Raw genomic sequence first — 14,677 nt, 5'->3', positions numbered from 1 at the left:
TTCCGCTTCATCTCTGGTCCTTCCCTAAAGGGCCAGACTCCAGTTCAACATGGATTAAGCCGCGGGGGCAACGTCACCCGAGAGATCGCAAGCGCTGTCGGTAATTCGTAGGATGCGTTCAGCGCCGCGAAATCCATCCTGGGGACTAGTTCTCGTGCGCGTTCGCGAAAATCGCCAATCCTCCGCCGCCGGTCGCAACGATCGATAGCCTCGGAATGCCGATGTTCCATCCCTCATAGCCAGAGGACACGTTGAGAATTTCCAAGAGGACATTGCCAGAAAACCAGATCGACAGGTCTCCTGTGTCCGAGCGGATTGCAACCCGCTCGATGGGCTTCTCTCCGAGAAGACTTAACGCTACTTTCTCGCCATCGAGCGGAGCCGCCAGACCAAACTGATGACCATCATCGCTGCTTGCGAAAGCAATTCCGTTCGCGTGGATAATCCGCCACGGACATTCGGCGCTCAGGCCTGAAGCGACAGCATCCCCGAAACTGAAATTCCAATCGAACTCTCGGCGCGTCACCCTTACGAGATGGCGACCCCCAAAATGAGCAGTTAGGCTCTCACCGACATCCATCCCAATCTCCGTGACGTCCGACGCTCAGGTCCGCGCAGCACGATGGGTTTCGCTTCGGTCGCCCATCCTACGCGGACCAATCTGCCCCAACAGTCATACGGCCTCCTCACTGTCGGGAAAATTCACGCCGATCTTTCTCACCACTGGCGCAAACTTCAGGAGAGCCGCGCTGTCGGAGGTCGCCTCCACGCCGTCACCCGACAGCGAGTGGATTTGCTTCGCAGCGCTCACGATGACGATGGTTGTAGGCCTCGGTGAAGCCCCGCAGCCCCGCAGCTACGCCGCCGCGCGCTGCTTCGCCACCATGGCCTGACCGAACGCCTCGAACAGTTTCCGGTTGATCGGATTGTGCTGCGGATCGTATTCGGCGTGCCATTGCACCCCGAGCGCAAAGGCCTTGGCTTCCGCGATGCGGATTGCCTCGATGGTGCCGTCCTCGGCAATGCCCTCAATGAGCACGCGCTTGCCGGGATCGAGGATGCCCTGGCCGTGCAGCGAATTGACCCTGATCTTGTCACAGCCGAGCAATTCTGCGAACGCGCCGCCCGGCGTCAGATCGACGTCGTGACGATCGGCGAACACCACGGTCGGATCGGGATGGATCTCACCGTTCTCGAGCCTGGGCATGCGATGGTTCATGCGGCCGGGGATTTCGCGGATCTCGGGATGCAGCGAGCCGCCGAAGGCGACGTTCATCTCCTGGAGGCCCCGGCAGATGCCGAACAGCGGGATACCGCGGGCAACGCAGGCGACCGAGAGCGCCAGCGCCACCTCGTCGCGGTGAATATCGTAGGGCTCGTGCGCCTCGCACGGATCGACGTTGAAACGGGTCGGGTGCACGTTGGCGCGAGCACCGGTGAGCACGATGCCGTCGACGGTATCGAGCAGCGCGCCGATATCGGTGATGTCGGGCGAGCCCGCGAACATCACCGGCAGGCCACCGGAAACCTCGGCCACGGCGCGCAGATTACGCTCGCCGACCATCTGGACCTGAAATCGATTTTCAACGCGATGGGCGTTCCCGATCACGCCGACGACCGGCTTTCTCATCTTCCGTTCAGACCTCTCGCCGAAGAAGATTCTCCAAACATGCCCCTGGGATGGAACAAATTCAACAGAAGGGTACGCGGGACGGCAATGCTATTTTCGCGCAAATGCCTCCCGGGCCACGATCGCGCCGCCGAGGGGCAGGCCGGCGGCCTTCAGTGCGGTCGCCGCCGGGTCGCCCGGCGCAGCCAGCCAGGGCAGTTTCGTCTCGATTCCACGCGTCACGGACTCCCCGAGCGCGCCACCGAAATCGATCGGCCAAAGCCCGTTGGGCACCATTTCGGCGGTAAGGCCATGGAGTGCATAGCCGTCGCCCAGGACCGCCTCCGCATGGTCGCCGGTGACAAGCCGCGCGGTCGCAGGGTCGAGGGGATCGCCAAAGCTCACGAGCACGGGCATTAGGTCCCCCTGCACCGCGACGACGCCGGTCTGCCGGTTGAGCTCGTTGAACGAGACGCGGTTGCCGCGCGCGGCACCATAAGCGCGGAGCGCGACATAGTTGATGTCGTCGAGATCGAGCTTCGCGCCCTGCTGATGCGCGAGCAATGCCACCACATTCTTTCCCCGGCCGAGGTCGACGAACACAGCCTCGCCGCGCATCGTGGTGCGGCCGCCCCGGCTATAGCCGCGATCGGGCACGACGGACAGAATGCCCGAGCCGGTCTTGATCCCGTCAGGCGTCGTCACCTCGACCGTGAGGCGATATTTGTGACCGGGCCGGTTGATCCGGATCTGGTCGCCTATCACGAGCACGGCGAGAAGGCCGAGCAGACCGGCCCACTTGCTGATGAAACTCAAGCACCCTCACCTGTTCTTTCCTCATCGCTCTGCACGGTTCACGCGGCAGCGTCAAACCAGCGCGTTGACGCGGTCTTGATCCGGATCGCGTTTGTCGAAAGAGTACGGCGCACCGCGCTGAAGAGGACCCGATGTGACCATTCCCGCAGATGAACGACCCCGGACCCGCACCGATCTGGCCTGGGCGATCTCGGTCGGGGGCATCGGAATCGTGCTGTTCACGGCAATGCTGGTCTTCACCTGGTATTTTGCCGCCACCCTGCTCCTGATCTTCACCGGAATGCTGCTCGGCGTCGGCCTCAACGCGCTGACCAACGCGCTCGGCCGCCGCGTGCACCTGCCCCACGCGGTCCGGCTCGCCATCGTCTGTGCCGCGCTGGCGGTGATGCTCGCAGGCGTTGCCTATCTCGGCGGCGCCACCATTGCCGAGCAGGCCTCGCTGCTGAGCAAGACGATCAAGTCGCAGATCACCAACGTCCGGTCCTTCCTCGAAAACCATGGGATCGACACCAGCTTCTTCGATCTCGGCAACGCCGCACCCGCTGCCTCCACCGATGCGACGCCGACGCCCGCGCCGAACTCGGGCTCGCACGGCGGATTGCCGGGCGCGGGCGCGCTGGCCTCGAGCGGCGGGGCGATCGTGAGCCAGACCTTCAAGCTGCTGCTCGGCACCATCAGCGCGGTCGGCAACATCTTCATCGTGCTGTTCCTGGGGCTCGCCTTCGCCGCGCAGCCCGCGGTCTATCATGACGGCCTGTTGTTTCTGGCGCCGGCCAGGCATCGCGCCCGCATCACCCTCATCATCGACGGCATCGGCGAGACGCTGGAGCGCTGGCTGATCGCGCAGATCATCGTGATGCTTGCGGTCGGCGTGGTGACCTGGATCGGGCTCGTCCTTATCGGCATTCCCGGGTCGTTCATCCTGGGGATCCAGGCAGGCTTGCTCGCCTTCATCCCGACCGTCGGCGCCATCATCGCCGGCGTGGTGGTCGTGCTGGCGAGCCTCGCCTCGGGATGGATTCCGGCGCTGTCGGCCTTTCTCCTCTTCATGGGCGTGCACGCCATGGAGAGCTATGTGCTGACGCCGATCCTGCAGCGGCAGGCACTGGACATTCCGCCGGCCACGCTGTTCGCGTTCCAGATCCTGCTCGGCGTCGTGTTCGGAATCTGGGGCCTGGCGCTGGCGCTGCCTCTGGTCGCCATCGCCAAGGTCGTGATCGACCACTTCAAGACGTATGAAGCGCTGCCTGTGGCCGAGGCGACCTGAGCCGCCTCAGGTGGTGAGCACGGTTTCGGTGTGCTCGACCTCGGGGGGTGCCGCAAAATACTGGCCGACGAGGCCGCGCCATTCGGTGAAATTCTCGGAGCCGCGGAAATCGACGGTGTGGTTCTCGAGCGTTTCCCACTTCACCATCAGACGATAGCGCTGCGGCTTCTCGATCGACTTGTGCAGCTCGAAACCATGGAAACCCTTGGAGCGGCCGAAAGCGGCCTTGGCCTTGGCGACTGCGGCCTCAAAGTCCTTCTCGCTGCCAGGCTTGACGTCGATTTGCGCGATCTCGGTGATCATCTGTTTCCACCCATTTTGTTCGATGGGCGTGTCTAGCGCAGCCCGCGACAAAGAAAAAGGCGCCGAAACGGCGCCCTGCCCGGTCCAAAAATGCGGATCACTCAGGCAAGCAGCAGAACGGTGCCCGCCACGATCAGCGCACAACCGGCGAACAGCGCGAGCGGCCAGTAATCGCGGCCTTGCGTGTAATGCCCCTGGGCGCGGCGCTCGGTGATCAGCGCGCTCTCGTATTCGTCCGCGGTCGAGAACAGGCAGGCGAAGCCGCCGCGTGCCGAAGTCGCCGCGGCTTCGAGCGACATCAGGGCGGTCTGCGGGTTCTGTCGACGGATCGATTCCATGACCGCAATGGTAGGGATCGAATGGTAAACAGGGGATTACCGCAAGGCCTCCTTTGCCTAGGCTGTCGCCGTCTGCGCCTTGGACTGCGTGCTGGAGACGCCGATCCGTGCGGCGCTCTGGCGGCGCCAGTTCTCCAGCGACAATGGCAGCTCCTCCGCCGCCTCGACGCGGTTACGGCCGCCGCGCTTGGCCTGGTAAAGCGCGGTGTCGGCCGAGGCCAGCAGCACTTCGAGCTCGGTGCCGGCCGGACCGCCCGCGACGCCGATGCTGACGGTGGTGTCGACCGGGCCCTCGTCGACCACGACCCCGGAGGTCTCGAAGGCCTCGCGCACGCGCTCGGCGACCAGCACGCCCTCCTCCAGCGAACACGGCAGGAGGGCTGCGAACTCCTCGCCACCGATGCGACCCGACATGTCGCTGATGCGCAGATTGCTGACGACGACGGTCGAGAACAGTTTCAGCATCTCGTCGCCGGCGGGATGGCCGAAGCGGTCGTTGATCGACTTGAAATGATCGATGTCGAAGATCATCACGGTCACGGGACGGCCGGCCTTGGCCTCGCGCTCGATCACGCGTCCGCAGGCTTCCGAGAAGCCGCGGCGGTTGAGCATGCCGGTCAGCGGATCGGTGGACGCGGCGGTCCGGTGCGCGGTGACCGTGCGCTCGGACACCAGCATGAAGATCACGAACACGGTGCCGACGGCATAGAGCACGAGCTCGACCGCGAACAAGGTGACCCAGATGCTGGTGGAGAAGCCGGCATCGTTCGGGCGCAGGAAGCTGCCGAGCAGGATCGGCAGCATCAAGACGCAGCCGTGCATCACCGGGACCACGAAGGCCGGCCAGCGCCGTTGCAGGCTCTTGCGCCGCTCGACCCAGAGCTCGCTCGCCGTCAGCGCCGCATAGACCGAGACGATGCCGGCGCCGACGATCATGCGGAGCATGGATGCGGCGGGATCGAGCAGCGTGGCGGCAGCGGTCCAGGCGAGCGCGCCGACCAGGAGACCCGGCCAGTTCGGCTTGCGGCCGTGGAAGACACGCGCCGCATTCCACACCATGCCGCAGGCGACGAAGCCGACCGCGTTCAGCGCAAGGTAAAGATGCGGCCCCAACTTCTCGCCGGCCGCCGTCCAGAGCGCCACCGATGCAGCGCCAAGGAGATAGGCGGTGCCCCACCATTTCAGCGCAGGGCTGTTCTCCTGCCTTCCGAAAAATACCATCATGGCGCCGAGCAGTGCGGCGACCATGGTGGCGACCAAATAGAGCGTGATGCTATCGAGCGACATCATGTCGGCCCCCTCTTAGACATAGCAGTTACGCGATCGGCTCAACCGATTTGCGCGCCCTTCCAAATGCGACGCTATGTCTCGCGGGTTCCATTCAGGTTTTCATGCGGGCCCAAGTTTTCAGGAAACACGCCATCAATTTGCATACAAACGAACAACAAAAAGGGCGCTGAAATCAGCGCCCTTTTGCATCTCATTGAAGCCGCTTTCGCGGCGAATGCGACCGAAGCGATTAACGCTTCGAGAACTGGAAGGACCGGCGGGCCTTGGCCTTGCCGTACTTCTTGCGCTCGACCACGCGGGAGTCGCGGGTGAGGAAGCCGCCCTTCTTGAGCACGGTGCGCAGCTCCGGCTCGAAATAGGTCAGCGCCTTGGAGATGCCGTGACGGACGGCACCGGCCTGGCCGGACAGACCGCCGCCGGCGACGGTGCAGATCACGTCATACTGGCCGGAGCGCGCGGCCACGGAGAACGGCTGCTCGATCATCATACGCAGCACCGGACGGGCGAAATAGACCTCGACCTCGCGCGCGTTGACCGTGACCTTGCCGGCGCCCGGCTTGATCCAGACGCGGGCGACCGCGTCCTTGCGTTTGCCGGTGGCATAGGCGCGGTTGAACTTGTCGACCTTCTTCTCGTGCTTGGGCGCGTCGGGCGCGGCCGCCGTCTTGAGCTGCGAGAGCTGGTCGAGCGACTGGATGGATTCGGCCATGTTATGCGGCCCTCGTGTTCTTGCGGTTCAACTTGGCGATGTCGATCTTCTCGGGCGTCTGGGCCTCGTGCGGATGATCGGCGCCGCCATAGACGCGGAGGTTGCCCATCTGGACGCGACCGAGCGGGCCACGCGGGATCATGCGCTCGACGGCCTTCTCGAGCACGCGCTCGGGATGCTTGCCCTCGAGGATCTGGCGCGCGGTGCGCTCCTTGATGTGGCCGACGTAACCAGTGTGCTTGTAATAGGTCTTCTGCTCGCGCTTGCGGCCGGTGAGAACCGCATGCTGCGCGTTGATGATGATGATGTTGTCGCCGCAATCAACGTGCGGGGTGTAGGTCGGGAGGTGCTTGCCGCGCAGGCGCATGGCGACGATGGTGGCGAGACGGCCGACGACCAGACCCTTGGCGTCGATCAATACCCACTTCTTCGTCACCTCAGCCGGCTTTGCCGAAAAGGTTTTCATGTCAGAGTTTCCGTGGACGGGGAGCATCGGCGCGAACACCGCACCGGACTGGCGGATTTCTAGAGAACAGCGGCGCCGCGGTCAATGCCCAAAGGCGCAATTTACATGTGTAATATCAAGTGCTTAGAAATATGGTATTGAGATACCCGCAAAAAGCTCAAACGTTTGGAATGGAATAGGTCGAGGTGACATGGGCAATCGGATCGGGCGAGGTACCGGACAACAGCTTCACCTCACCGACCGCGAGGCGCTTGCCGAGCTTGAGCAGCCGCGCCTCCGCCAGCACGTCCTGCCCGGGTTGCCCCTTGCGCAGGAAGTTGATGTTGAGATTGGTGGTGACGGCGAGCCCGATCGGCCCGATCGCGGACAACAGCACCACGTACATCGCGAAATCGGCGAGTGCCATCAGGGTCGGGCCGGACACGGTTCCGCCCGGCCGCAGCATCTTTTCGCTATAGCGCTGACGCAAAAGGCAGGCCTGACCGTCCGCGCTCTCGATCGTGATGTCGTCGCCGCTGAAGGCCTGGGGAAACTCGTTGCGGAGGAACTGCTCAAGCTCCGCCACGCTCATTTTCGCTAACGCCATGCTACCCCTCACCCTCGCTTCACGTCCCCTGTTACATTAAGTTATCCGCGTCATCCAATCGCAATAATCCAACCGGAAACGCTTTGATGTCCGTCCAGGCCGCCCGCGTCCCCTCCCCGCAACCACCGATCCTGCTGCGCGAGACCGTGGGCCCCATCGCGGTCCTGACCCTCAACCGCCCGGCCGCCCGCAACAGCCTATCGGCGACGATGATCGCAAGCCTGCATGCCGAGCTCAACGAAATCCGCGACGACAAGTCCGTCCGCGGCGTCGTGATCGCGGCCAACGGTCCCGCCTTCTCCGCCGGCCACGACATGAAGGAGCTGACCGCGCGCCGCACCGACCCGGACCGTGGCCGTGCCTTCTTCGCCGAGATGATGACCGCCTGCAGTGCGATGATGCAGGCGATCGTGCACCTGCCCAAGCCTGTGGTCGCATCCGTCCAGGGCATCGCCACCGCCGCGGGTTGCCAGCTCGTGGCAAGCTGCGATCTCGCCATCGCCTCGGAAGCAGCACACTTCGCCACGCCCGGCGTCGACATCGGCCTGTTCTGCTCGACGCCGATGGTGGCGCTGTCGCGCAACGTGCCGCGCAAGCAAGCGATGGAGATGCTGCTGACGGGCGAGCCGATCCCGGCCGCGCGCGCCCGCGAGATCGGACTCGTCAATCGTGTCGTCGCGGCCGGCACCGAGCGCGCTGCCGCCATTGCGCTGGCCGAACAGGTCGCGCTGAAATCCGCCTACACCGTCAAGCTCGGCAAGGAGGCGTTCTATCGCCAGGCCGAGATGAGCCTTGCAGACGCCTATCGCTATGCGGCAGAGGTGATGACCGACAACATGATGGCGCGCGACGCCGAGGAAGGCATCGGCGCCTTCATCGAGAAGCGCACGCCGACATGGCGGGATGAGTAGTCAACTCCTCATCCTGAGGAGCCGCGGAACGCGGCGTCTCGAAGGATAGAGGCCCGACTGCGGCTTCATGGTTCGAGACGCGCGTGCCGCGCTCCTCACCATGAGGGTCAGAGAAAGAAGAAGATGAGCCACGACGCCTATCCCGACAATTACATCCGGGGCATCCTCAACAACGTGAAGTCGATCGCGATGGTCGGCGCTTCGCCGGCCAACGTGCGGCCGAGCTATTTCGCGTTCAAATATCTGGCCCAGCGCGGCTACGACATGATTCCGGTCAACCCCGGCCATGTCGGCAAGGAGCTGCTCGGAAAACCCTTCGTCGCCTCGCTGTCCGACATCGGCCGTCCCGTCGACATGATCGACATTTTCCGCAACTCCAGTCACATCATGCCGGTGGTCGAGGAAGCCCTCACGCTCGATCCGCTGCCGATGGTGATCTGGATGCAGCTGGGGGCGCGCGACGATGCGGCGGCGCTGAAGGCAGAATCGTTGGGTATCAAGGTGGTGATGAACCGCTGCCCCAAGATCGAATATGGCCGCCTCTCCTCGGAGATCTCCTGGATGGGCGTCAATTCACGCACGCTGAGCTCCAAACGCGCCCCGGTGCCGACGCAGGGCATGCGGCTATCCCTCAATCGGATGAGTGTCGGCGGCGGCGAAACCGCGGCATCGGACCGCGCCGCCAAGAACAAGAGCGAGCAAAGCTGACGCAGTTGCGAAGGTTTCATTTCGCGAACGCGACAATGCGTAGCACGATCGTTCCGATGTGAAGCCGCGCCTTGACGGCAGCCGCGGCGCCAATCAGCATGCCGCGCGATTTCAGACCACGAGAACAGGACGCCCTCAATGAGCGATCGCCTTCCGGGATTTTCGACCCTCGCCGTGCATGCCGGTGCACAGCCCGATCCCACCACCGGTGCGCGCGCGACTCCGATCTATCAAACGACGTCGTTCGTCTTCAACGACGCCGACCACGCCGCCTCGCTGTTCGGCCTGCAGGCGTTCGGCAACATCTATACCCGCATCGGCAATCCCACCAACGCGGTGCTGGAAGAGCGCGTCGCGGCCCTCGAAGGCGGCACGGCCGCGCTTGCGGTGGCCTCGGGCCATGCCGCGCAGGTCGTGGTGCTGCAGCAATTGCTCCAGCCCGGCGACGAGTTCATCGCCGCGCGAAAGCTCTATGGCGGCTCGATCAACCAGTTCACGCACGCGTTCAAGAGCTTCGGCTGGAACGTGGTGTGGGCCGATCCCGACGACATCGCGAGCTTCGAACGCGCGGTCACGCCGCGCACGAAAGCGATCTTCATCGAATCCATCGCCAATCCCGCCGGCAGCATCACCGACATCGAGGCGATCTCGACGGTGGCGCGCAAGGCGGGGGTACCGCTGATCGTCGACAACACGCTGGCCTCACCCTATCTGATCCGTCCCATCGACCACGGCGCCGACATCGTCGTGCACTCGCTGACGAAGTTTCTCGGCGGCCATGGCAATTCGATCGGCGGCATCATCGTCGATGCCGGCACCTTCGACTGGTCGACCGGCGGCAAATATCCGATGCTGTCGGAGCCACGGCCCGAATATCACGGCATCCGGCTGCAGGAGACGTTCGGCAATTTCGCCTTCGCGATCGCCTGCCGCGTACTCGGCCTGCGCGACCTCGGACCGGCGCTGTCGCCGTTCAACGCCTTCATGATCCTCACCGGCATCGAGACATTGCCGCTGCGCATGCAGAAGCACTGCGACAATGCGAAAGCGGTCGCCGAATTCCTCGCCGGCCATCCGGCGGTGGCCGCGGTGAACTATGCGGGCCTTGCGAGCGACAAGTACAACCAGCTCGCGCGCAAATACGCGCCGAAGGGTGCCGGCGCCGTGTTCACCTTCAGCCTGAAGGGCGGCTACGACGCCGGCGTCAGCCTGGTGTCGAAGTTGCAGCTGTTCTCGCATCTGGCCAATGTCGGCGACACCCGCTCGCTGGTCATCCATCCGGCCTCGACCACACACAGCCAGCTCGACGACGCCGCCAAGGTCAAGTCCGGCGCCGGCCCGGACGTGGTGCGGCTCTCGATCGGCATCGAGGACAAGGAAGATTTGATCGCCGATCTGGAGCAGGCGCTGGGCGCGTAGCTGTCCTGGTCATTCCGGGGCGCCTGAGTGCGCCCCGGAATATGGCTCCAGTTAACAGTCATTAACCATATCTGCCGCATACATCGTCACTGGATCGCCCCTTTTGATTCGGAGCCGACGATGCTGCGCTGGATGGTGCCTGCCCTTGCGGCGATGCTGACGGTCTCAGCTGCGATTGCGGCCGATTTGCCGGCCACGCCGCGGCGGCGGGCTGCCGCTCCGCCGCAGGAGCCGCCGCAGGTCTATGTCGAGACCGATCCGGATGCGCTGATCTCGCCGGCCTACGGCATCGGCAGCTACATCCGCAATTTGCCGGGGACGCCACTGCTGCCGGGCTCGCATACGCTGCCGGGCTATTACGGCCGCCCGTGGGACTACGATTACCAGGGCGCGTATTACGGCGGGAAGCAGGTCGATTATTTCTGGCGCCTGCCCTATTCGTGCGGCATCTACGGCTATTGCTGATCAGCCGGGCTGATGGTGATCAGCCGGCCTGACCGACGGGAACTGCGCGCGGCTGCGCTTCGGTTGCGCCACGCGTCGCGAGCCGCTCGGTCTGCATCACCGCAAGCGTCAGCACCACGATCGCGACCGCCTGATGCGCGAGCGCGAGGTCAATCGGCACCTGGTTGAGCAGCGTGAGGATGCCGAGCACGCCTTGCAGGCTGACCGCGCCCAGCAGCAAAAGCGCGCCGCTCGCCGCAGACCCCGCGCGTGAACGCACCGCATCGAACGCGTGCAACGCCGCCAGCGCGAACAGCGCATAGGCCGTCATGCGGTGCTCGAACTGCACCGTCAGCACATTGTCGAACATGTTGCGCCACCATGGCGTCTCGAACCACAGCCGCTCCCCTGAGGGAATGAACGCGCCGTCGATCTGCGGCCAGGTGTTGTAGGCGCGGCCGGCGCGTAGTCCCGCAACCAGCGCACCGAAATAGATCTGGATGAAGGTCACGACCAGGAGCAAGGCGCTCGTGAAGCGCAGCCGCGAGGGTGCTGCGATCGGCGGACGCTCGGCGAGCCGCCGCACCGTCCAAACGATGCCGGCGAAGATGATGAGCGCGAGCACAAGATGCGTTGCCAGCCGATATTGCGACACCTCGACGCGCTCGGAGAGCCCCGAGGCCACCATCCACCAGCCAACTGCTCCCTGGAGCCCGCCGAGCCCGAACAGCAGCCACAACCGCCGCTTCAACTCGCCGGACAGGCCGCCGCGCCAGAGGAAGAACAGGAACGGCAACAGATAGGCGACGCCAATGAAACGGCCGAGCAGCCGGTGGCTCCATTCCCACCAGAAGATCTCCTTGAACTCGGACAGGCTCATGCCGGCGTTGAGCTCGCGATATTGCGGGATCGTCTTGTAGGCCTCGAAGGCCGCCGTCCACTGCGCTTCCGAGAGTGGCGGAACGCTGCCCGTGACCGGCTTCCATTCGACGATCGAGAGTCCGGATTCCGTCAGCCGCGTCGCGCCCCCGACCAACACCATCAGCGCGATCAGCGCAGCGACTGAGATCAGCCACCAGCGCACGGCGCGATGCGGCTCGGACGGGGCGGAAATCGTCGTCATTCGAGGCAAAACCAGAGCTTGAACGGGCAAGGCTTGAACCAAACTGCGTGCCCCTTATAGTCCCCCGCTTCCGCAGCGCAAGTTACGCGAAAGCCGCGATATTCCGTCATGACGATCCGCACCCGCAAGTTCCTCGGCACCATCCTGCTCCTGGTGCTCGCCACCGTCTGGGCCCTGCTCGGCATGGCGCTGGCGCAGATGCCGTGGATCGCCGAATCCGGCTGGCGGCAGGCAATCTATTATGTGGTGGTCGGCATGGGCTGGGTGCTGCCAGCGATGCCGATTGTGAGCTGGATGCAGCGACCGGACCGCGCGAAAACTAGCTCGTAGTTCCACCCGTCGGCTTCACCGGCGCAAAAGCAACCCCCGACACCAGCACCCGCATGATCCGCAGCGAGCGTACCCGGCCATCCCAGGAAATGCGCGGCAGCGCGCGCAGATTGGTGCGTCCCTCCGCGTCCACGACGCCCGGGATCGTCGTCACCGCGCTGGCAAAGCCGGCCTCCTCCGCCATGATGACATGGCTGCGCCGGAACGAGGCGCGATCGCCGAACGGAAAGGCGAGATGCCGGATGTCGCGAGCGAAGGCCGCTTCCGCCACTGCCTTGCCCATCGTCATCTCGCGCAGCGCGGCCGCATCCTTCATGTTGGCGAGAACGGGATAGTTCACGGTCGCACTGCCGATCGTCACCAGCGGATCGGCCGCAAGCCTCGCCAGATCCTCCCAATTCATCGATGCCTCGCGTGAGAGCGCGGCAAGGTCGACCCGATAGCGCGTGCAGAGGTCTGCGATCGCAGCCGACACATCCGCCGGCGGCAGCGAGCGCAGCCAGGCCTCGACGAACGAAAACAGCGCCTGCTTCTCGGCGTTGCCAGTCACAGTAAAGCGCTGCTCCTTCTCGCCCATCATCAGGCTGACACGGCTCTCGCGCGCGATCACCTGTTCGAGTCCGAGCCACCAGGCCTCACCGACGCCGTCGGGAAACGCCGTGGGCACGTAGATCGTGAAGGGCACGGCGTGGCGCGCCAGCACCGGATAGGCAAAGTCGATCAGATCCTTGCCGGCGCCGTCGAAGGTGAGCGCCACGAAGCGGCGGTGTTCCGACAGCGTCACCGCGCGCCGGCAGACCTCGTCCATGCCGAGAAAATCGTACTTCCACCGCTTCAGCGCGCGAATGGCGCGATCGAGGAAATGCGGCGTGATCTCGTTCTCGCGCTGCGGCTGAAACCCGCCGCGCCGCCGCGGCCGCACATGCGCAAAGCGCAGGATGGCGCCGGCACCACGACTGCGCAGCGCGGCCTGGCCCGTGAGCCAGGTCAGCTCGAGGCGCAGCCGTTCCAGCCATCTGTCGTCGGATGCCAATGTCACACCTCGCGCCCGTCGGCGGCCGTTCCCCCTCTTATAGTCATTACTCTTTGTTGACATTTCTTTGCAAAGGTCGGCCACAGGCCGAATTACGCATATTTTTGATTTCTCGACAGGTTCGCGAATGACCATGGCTGCGGCGATGCAAAGCCGGACGGCAGAATTGCCCGCGCGGTCGAAAGCGGGCCGCATCGCGCATGTCGATATCGTCACCGATCTCAGCGCGGCCGAGGCCGTCTGGCGCGCCTTCGAGCAGCCCGGCCACCTCTTCACGCCCTATCAGCGATTTGATCTGCTCAGTCCCTGGCAGCGTCTGGTCGGCGAGCACGAACGCGCCCGCCCTTTCGTCGTTGTTGCCCGCGACGCCGAGCATCAGCCATTGCTGCTGCTGCCGCTCTCGCTGCGCCAAAACCACGGCGTCCGCACGGCCTGCTTCATGGGCGGCAAGCATACGACCTTCAACATGGGCCTGTGGAACGCCGAATTTGCAGCGCAGATCGCCAGCGCCGATCTCGATGCGCTGCTTGCGCCGCTCGGCGAGCATGCCGACGTGCTCGCACTGACGCAGCAGCCGCTGCACTGGAACGACCAGCAGAACCCGTTCGCGCATTTGCCGCGCCAGAGCGCGATCAACGGCTGCCCGCTGCTCACGATGGAACCGGGCGGCCCGCCGGCATCGCGGATCAGCAACTCCTTCCGCCGCCGCCTCAAGAGCAAGGAGAAGAAGCTTCAGGCGCTCGCCGGCTATCGCTATCATTTGGCGACCACCGATGCGGACATCGCCCGCCTGCTCGACTGGTTCTTCCGCGTCAAGCCGGCGCGGATGGCCGAACAGAAGCTTCCCAACGTCTTCGCCGAGCCCGGCGTCGAGCCATTCGTCCGCAGCGCCTGCCTTGCGCCACGCGGTGACGGCCGCGTCATCGACATCCATGCGCTCGAATGCGACGACGAGGTGATCGCGATCTTCGCCGGCGTCGCCGACGGCCAGCGCTTCTCGATGATGTTCAACACCTACACGATGTCCGAGCACGCCCGCTACAGCCCCGGGCTGATCCTGATGCGCTACATCATCGACCGCTGCGCCGAGCGCGGCTACCGCTCGCTCGACCTCGGCATCGGCTCGGACGAGTACAAGCGGATGTTCTGCAAGGACGACCAGGACATCTTCGACAGCTTCGTTCCGCTGACGTCACGCGGAAAACTCGCGGCGATGGCGATGTCCTCGCTGAGCCACGGCAAGCGGCTGGTGAAGCAGAACCAGATGCTGTTCGACCTGGCGCAGCGGCTGCGGCGGGCGTTCGGGTAAGTTCTCAGCCTCTTGA

At 64.5% G+C, this 14,677-nt stretch carries 18 protein-coding genes; 7 read left to right on the top strand and 11 right to left on the bottom strand.

The window, feature by feature from the left end:
• Positions 1–145: 145 nt before the first annotated feature.
• From AC0L3U_RS29845 to AC0L3U_RS29835, 3 genes are all read right to left on the bottom strand, one after another.
• Complete coding sequence (locus AC0L3U_RS29845; protein ID WP_473348629.1) at positions 146–580, bottom strand: hypothetical protein; 435 nt, start codon at positions 578–580, stop codon at positions 146–148.
• A 276-nt stretch (positions 581–856) separates the two neighbouring features.
• Positions 857–1,630, bottom strand: coding sequence for a gamma-glutamyl-gamma-aminobutyrate hydrolase family protein (locus AC0L3U_RS29840; RefSeq protein WP_456764073.1), 774 nt, complete (start codon positions 1,628–1,630; stop codon positions 857–859).
• A gap of 90 nt (positions 1,631–1,720) precedes the next feature.
• Positions 1,721–2,425, bottom strand: coding sequence for a hypothetical protein (locus tag AC0L3U_RS29835; RefSeq protein WP_473289390.1), 705 nt, complete (start codon positions 2,423–2,425; stop codon positions 1,721–1,723).
• 133 nt (positions 2,426–2,558) lie between these two features.
• Between AC0L3U_RS29835 and AC0L3U_RS29830 the strand changes: the two genes are divergently transcribed.
• A complete protein-coding gene (locus tag AC0L3U_RS29830; RefSeq protein ID WP_473364207.1) occupies positions 2,559–3,692 on the top strand; it encodes an AI-2E family transporter in 1,134 nt (377 codons plus the stop codon).
• A gap of 6 nt (positions 3,693–3,698) precedes the next feature.
• Here AC0L3U_RS29830 and AC0L3U_RS29825 read toward each other — a convergent pair whose 3' ends face one another.
• From AC0L3U_RS29825 to AC0L3U_RS29800, 6 genes are all read right to left on the bottom strand, one after another.
• Positions 3,699–3,995, bottom strand: a complete 297-nt coding sequence (locus AC0L3U_RS29825; RefSeq protein ID WP_027518288.1) for an antibiotic biosynthesis monooxygenase family protein — start codon at positions 3,993–3,995, stop codon at positions 3,699–3,701.
• Between the two features lie 101 nt (positions 3,996–4,096).
• Complete coding sequence (locus AC0L3U_RS29820) at positions 4,097–4,333, bottom strand: hypothetical protein (RefSeq protein WP_473364206.1); 237 nt, start codon at positions 4,331–4,333, stop codon at positions 4,097–4,099.
• A 57-nt stretch (positions 4,334–4,390) separates the two neighbouring features.
• The gene (locus AC0L3U_RS29815) at positions 4,391–5,623 is read right to left on the bottom strand and encodes a GGDEF domain-containing protein (RefSeq protein ID WP_473364205.1); all 1,233 of its coding nucleotides are present in this window, start codon (positions 5,621–5,623) and stop codon (positions 4,391–4,393) included.
• Positions 5,624–5,852: 229 nt separating this feature from the next.
• The gene (rpsI, locus tag AC0L3U_RS29810) at positions 5,853–6,332 is read right to left on the bottom strand and encodes a 30S ribosomal protein S9 (RefSeq protein ID WP_007603485.1); all 480 of its coding nucleotides are present in this window, start codon (positions 6,330–6,332) and stop codon (positions 5,853–5,855) included.
• A gap of 1 nt (position 6,333) precedes the next feature.
• Entirely contained in the window at positions 6,334–6,798 is a 465-nt protein-coding gene (gene rplM, locus AC0L3U_RS29805; protein WP_092028874.1) for a 50S ribosomal protein L13, read from the bottom strand.
• A gap of 157 nt (positions 6,799–6,955) precedes the next feature.
• Entirely contained in the window at positions 6,956–7,384 is a 429-nt protein-coding gene (locus AC0L3U_RS29800) for a PaaI family thioesterase (RefSeq protein WP_007603483.1), read from the bottom strand.
• Positions 7,385–7,470: 86 nt separating this feature from the next.
• Between AC0L3U_RS29800 and AC0L3U_RS29795 the strand changes: the two genes are divergently transcribed.
• The 4 genes from AC0L3U_RS29795 (at position 7,471) to AC0L3U_RS29780 (ending at position 10,887) form a co-directional block, all read left to right on the top strand.
• Complete coding sequence (locus AC0L3U_RS29795) at positions 7,471–8,295, top strand: enoyl-CoA hydratase (protein WP_473364204.1); 825 nt, start codon at positions 7,471–7,473, stop codon at positions 8,293–8,295.
• A 123-nt stretch (positions 8,296–8,418) separates the two neighbouring features.
• Entirely contained in the window at positions 8,419–9,003 is a 585-nt protein-coding gene (locus AC0L3U_RS29790) for a CoA-binding protein (protein ID WP_473364203.1), read from the top strand.
• Positions 9,004–9,141: 138 nt separating this feature from the next.
• Positions 9,142–10,422, top strand: coding sequence for an O-acetylhomoserine aminocarboxypropyltransferase (locus tag AC0L3U_RS29785; protein WP_027567230.1), 1,281 nt, complete (start codon positions 9,142–9,144; stop codon positions 10,420–10,422).
• Positions 10,423–10,542: 120 nt separating this feature from the next.
• Positions 10,543–10,887, top strand: coding sequence for a hypothetical protein (locus AC0L3U_RS29780; protein ID WP_247289433.1), 345 nt, complete (start codon positions 10,543–10,545; stop codon positions 10,885–10,887).
• A 19-nt stretch (positions 10,888–10,906) separates the two neighbouring features.
• Here AC0L3U_RS29780 and AC0L3U_RS29775 read toward each other — a convergent pair whose 3' ends face one another.
• Positions 10,907–11,989 (bottom strand): COX15/CtaA family protein, encoded by a 1,083-nt coding sequence (locus tag AC0L3U_RS29775; RefSeq protein ID WP_473364202.1) that lies wholly within the window; start codon positions 11,987–11,989, stop codon positions 10,907–10,909.
• Positions 11,990–12,097: 108 nt separating this feature from the next.
• On the opposite strand from AC0L3U_RS29775, the gene AC0L3U_RS29770 reads away from it, so the two are divergent.
• Complete coding sequence (locus tag AC0L3U_RS29770) at positions 12,098–12,319, top strand: DUF2842 domain-containing protein (protein WP_007611039.1); 222 nt, start codon at positions 12,098–12,100, stop codon at positions 12,317–12,319.
• Here the strand turns inward: AC0L3U_RS29770 and AC0L3U_RS29765 are convergent.
• Positions 12,309–13,352, bottom strand: coding sequence for a polysaccharide deacetylase family protein (locus AC0L3U_RS29765; RefSeq protein WP_473364208.1), 1,044 nt, complete (start codon positions 13,350–13,352; stop codon positions 12,309–12,311). The two genes, AC0L3U_RS29770 and AC0L3U_RS29765, sit on opposite strands and share 11 nt — an antisense overlap.
• Before the next feature lie 127 nt (positions 13,353–13,479).
• On the opposite strand from AC0L3U_RS29765, the gene AC0L3U_RS29760 reads away from it, so the two are divergent.
• Positions 13,480–14,661: a GNAT family N-acetyltransferase gene (locus AC0L3U_RS29760; protein WP_473364201.1), complete on the top strand. Its 1,182-nt coding sequence runs from the start codon at positions 13,480–13,482 to the stop codon at positions 14,659–14,661.
• Positions 14,662–14,677: the final 16 nt, after the last annotated feature.

The sequence above is a fragment of the Bradyrhizobium sp. Kon69 genome, from assembly GCF_055807515.1.
This window is presented reverse-complemented; position numbering and strand designations above follow the sequence as displayed.

Excerpts from the sequence above, each read along its gene's own strand:
- AC0L3U_RS29845 (WP_473348629.1), bottom strand. The coding sequence starts at position 580 with ATGGATGTCGGTGAGAGCCTAACTGCTCATTTTGGGGGTCGCCATCTC.
- AC0L3U_RS29840 (WP_456764073.1), bottom strand. The coding sequence starts at position 1,630 with ATGAGAAAGCCGGTCGTCGGCGTGATCGGGAACGCCCATCGCGTTGAA.
- AC0L3U_RS29825 (WP_027518288.1), bottom strand. The coding sequence starts at position 3,995 with ATGATCACCGAGATCGCGCAAATCGACGTCAAGCCTGGCAGCGAGAAG.
- AC0L3U_RS29820 (WP_473364206.1), bottom strand. The coding sequence starts at position 4,333 with ATGGAATCGATCCGTCGACAGAACCCGCAGACCGCCCTGATGTCGCTC.
- AC0L3U_RS29815 (WP_473364205.1), bottom strand. The coding sequence starts at position 5,623 with ATGATGTCGCTCGATAGCATCACGCTCTATTTGGTCGCCACCATGGTC.
- rpsI (WP_007603485.1), bottom strand. The coding sequence starts at position 6,332 with ATGGCCGAATCCATCCAGTCGCTCGACCAGCTCTCGCAGCTCAAGACG.
- rplM (WP_092028874.1), bottom strand. The coding sequence starts at position 6,798 with ATGAAAACCTTTTCGGCAAAGCCGGCTGAGGTGACGAAGAAGTGGGTA.
- AC0L3U_RS29800 (WP_007603483.1), bottom strand. The coding sequence starts at position 7,384 with ATGGCGTTAGCGAAAATGAGCGTGGCGGAGCTTGAGCAGTTCCTCCGC.
- AC0L3U_RS29795 (WP_473364204.1), top strand. The coding sequence starts at position 7,471 with ATGTCCGTCCAGGCCGCCCGCGTCCCCTCCCCGCAACCACCGATCCTG.
- AC0L3U_RS29790 (WP_473364203.1), top strand. The coding sequence starts at position 8,419 with ATGAGCCACGACGCCTATCCCGACAATTACATCCGGGGCATCCTCAAC.
- AC0L3U_RS29785 (WP_027567230.1), top strand. The coding sequence starts at position 9,142 with ATGAGCGATCGCCTTCCGGGATTTTCGACCCTCGCCGTGCATGCCGGT.
- AC0L3U_RS29780 (WP_247289433.1), top strand. The coding sequence starts at position 10,543 with ATGCTGCGCTGGATGGTGCCTGCCCTTGCGGCGATGCTGACGGTCTCA.
- AC0L3U_RS29775 (WP_473364202.1), bottom strand. The coding sequence starts at position 11,989 with ATGACGACGATTTCCGCCCCGTCCGAGCCGCATCGCGCCGTGCGCTGG.
- AC0L3U_RS29770 (WP_007611039.1), top strand. The coding sequence starts at position 12,098 with ATGACGATCCGCACCCGCAAGTTCCTCGGCACCATCCTGCTCCTGGTG.
- AC0L3U_RS29760 (WP_473364201.1), top strand. The coding sequence starts at position 13,480 with ATGACCATGGCTGCGGCGATGCAAAGCCGGACGGCAGAATTGCCCGCG.